Genomic DNA, 1,054 nt, shown 5'->3' with positions numbered 1-1,054 from the left:
GGCCGGTCCACCAGGCGGCCAGCGTCACGGCCGGGTTGAAGTGGGCGCCGGAGACCGGGCCGAGCAGGAGGATCAGCACGCCGAGGCCGAACACGGTCGCGAGCGAGTTGGCCAGCAGTTGGACGCCGACGTCCTGGGAGAGCTTGGTGGCCTGGATGCCGGAGCCGACCACGACGGCGACCAGCGCGCCGGTGCCGACGAACTCGACGGCTGCCCGGCGGCCCAGCGGAGCCATCTCGGTCATCTGGACCCTCCGGCGGCGGCCGGGGCCTGGAGCAGGGAGGAGAGCCGGGCCAGCGCGACGGGGAGCACCCAGTAGTAGACCCACGTCCCACGCCGCTCGGAGCTGACCAGGCCGGCCTCGCGCAGCACCTTCAGGTGGTGGGAGATGGTCGGCTGCGATACATCGAACGGCCCGGTCAGATCACAGACGCACGCCTCCCCGCCCTCGTGCGAGGCGATCAGGGACAGCAGCCGCAGCCGCACCGGGTCCGACAGGGCCTTGAACATCTTCGCCAGGTCGGCGGCGGCTTCCTCGCCCAGCGGCTCGCGGACCATCGGCGAGCAGCACGCGACCGCCTCGTCCTGGCCGAGCACCGGCAGTTCCAGATTCGACATGCATCTATGTTGACAGCCATCTATGCGGGTGGCAAGGTCAGCTGTATCGACGAACGTCGATACAAGAAGCCCGGATCGGGGAGACCGCCATGTCCCGTGTACAGCTCGCCCTGCGCGTCGCCGACCTCGAAGGCTCCATCGCCTTCTACTCCAAGCTCTTCAACGCCGAGCCAGCCAAGCGCCGCCCCGGCTACGCCAACTTCGCCATCGCCGAGCCGGCGCTCAAGCTCGTCCTCATCGAGGGCGAGACCGGCGAGGACACCCGCCTGGACCACCTCGGCGTCGAGGTCGAAACCACCGAGCAGGTCACCGCCGCCACCACCCGCCTCAAGGACGCCGGCCTGGCCACCTTCAACGAGAACGACACCTCCTGCTGCTACGCACTGCAGGACAAGGTGTGGGTGCACGGCCCGGGCACGGAGCCCTGGGAGGTCTA

3 protein-coding genes are annotated in these 1,054 nt (G+C 69.5%); 1 reads left to right on the top strand and 2 read right to left on the bottom strand.

Features of this window, described 5'->3' with window-relative positions; all coding sequences use genetic code 11:
• Together AB0O00_RS41250 and AB0O00_RS41245 are read right to left on the bottom strand one after the other, a co-directional pair.
• On the bottom strand, nt 1-244 hold a 244-nt coding region (locus AB0O00_RS41250), incomplete at its 3' end, for an aquaporin (protein ID WP_363659781.1).
• Nucleotides 241-618: a metalloregulator ArsR/SmtB family transcription factor gene (locus AB0O00_RS41245; RefSeq protein ID WP_363659780.1), complete on the bottom strand. Its 378-nt coding sequence runs from the start codon at nt 616-618 to the stop codon at nt 241-243. The genes AB0O00_RS41250 and AB0O00_RS41245, both read right to left, overlap by 4 nt.
• An 89-nt stretch (nt 619-707) precedes the next feature.
• Here AB0O00_RS41245 and AB0O00_RS41240 point away from each other — a divergent pair.
• A partial coding sequence (locus AB0O00_RS41240) for an ArsI/CadI family heavy metal resistance metalloenzyme (protein WP_363659778.1) occupies nt 708-1,054 on the top strand: 347 nt, incomplete at its 3' end.

Origin of the sequence: Kitasatospora sp. NPDC093558 (genome assembly GCF_040683475.1) — a bacterium.
In the GTDB taxonomy this organism is placed as follows: domain Bacteria; phylum Actinomycetota; class Actinomycetes; order Streptomycetales; family Streptomycetaceae; genus Kitasatospora.
The sequence above is the reverse complement of the archived record's forward strand: the minus strand, read 5'-3'. Positions and strand labels throughout refer to the sequence as shown.